The sequence below is a fragment of the Enterococcus sp. E5-37 genome (assembly GCF_035726925.1).
Classification (GTDB): Bacteria; Bacillota; Bacilli; order Lactobacillales; family Enterococcaceae; genus Enterococcus_B; species Enterococcus_B faecium.
The window spans coordinates 1-1073 of the sequence record NZ_JAPMLG010000032.1 but is presented as its reverse complement, the minus strand read 5'-3'; the positions used below and the strand labels follow the sequence as shown (position 1 = coordinate 1073).

Genomic DNA, 1073 nt, shown 5'->3' with positions numbered 1-1073 from the left:
CAAGTGTACCGTGCAACCGAAGGTGGTTCCACCAATTGACATAGTCAAATAACTCCAAATCCAATTGTTGTAAGGTTTCAAATGTGTATTGATAGACAAATTCTACTTTCAACGACTTATAAGTTGATTCAGCTACGGCATTATCAAAAGGACAGCCTTTATGACTCAATGATCGATTGATGTCAAAAGTTGTTAATAATTCATCAATAGCTTGGTTATCAAACTCTTTTCCACGATCAGTATGAAAAATCTCAACCTCTGTCAGAGGTTGTTTGATACGGCTAAATGCTTTTTTTACTAGAACGGCATCTTTATGTTCTCCACAAGAATAGCCGAGAATTTCTCGATTGAACAGATCCAAAATGAAACAGACATAATTCCATTTTTTCCCGACTCGTACATAAGTCAAGTCTGTTACGATCGCTTCTAATGGGTTGTCTCTTAAGAATTTACGATTCAATACGTTTGTCGTTTTGGCTTCATTGCAAGTAGAATGATGTACTTTAAAATAAGCAACAGTATAGCTCGATTTTAATCCTCTATTTTTCATGATTCTACTAATTTTTCGTCGGCTGATCTGAATGCCTCGTTTTGATAAGGCTTTTTTTATTTTTCTTGAGCCGTAGGCCTTTCGGCTGCGGATAAATTCTTCAGCGACTACTTCTTCAAGTTCTGATTCGTCTTTCTTTGGTTTTGATTGATAATAATAGGACTGACGTGATAGACCTAATATTCTGCACATCGCTGATATAGGGTAAAGATGCTTATTCGCATCGATTACTTGTCTCTTCGTCCGAATATCAGCGCTGCTTGCTTTAAAATATCATTTTCCATTTCTAATTGCTGGTTTCTTTTACGTAGTTCTAACAATTCTTTTTGTTCAGGCGTAAGATTATCTTTTTCTTTGAATGAACCACTCGTTTTAGATTGCTTTACCCATTTGTCAAATGCTGAAGCCGTTAGTTCATATTCTCGAATGATTTCTACACGTGGCTTTCCAGCTAAGTAAAGATTGACGATTTGTTGCTTGAATTCTTGTGAAAAAGTTCTTCGTGTTCTCTTAGACATAAAAA

1 protein-coding gene is annotated in these 1073 nt (G+C 35.8%); it reads right to left on the bottom strand.

Annotated elements, in window-relative coordinates; genetic code table 11:
• A protein-coding gene (locus OS138_RS12700; RefSeq protein ID WP_325070189.1) for an IS3 family transposase occupies positions 1-1068 on the bottom strand; the annotation gives its coding sequence in 2 pieces (ribosomal slippage) (positions 1-792 and positions 792-1068; 1069 coding nt annotated over the 2 pieces). This gene is flagged as partial in the annotation.
• Between the last annotated feature and the right edge of the window lie 5 nt (positions 1069-1073).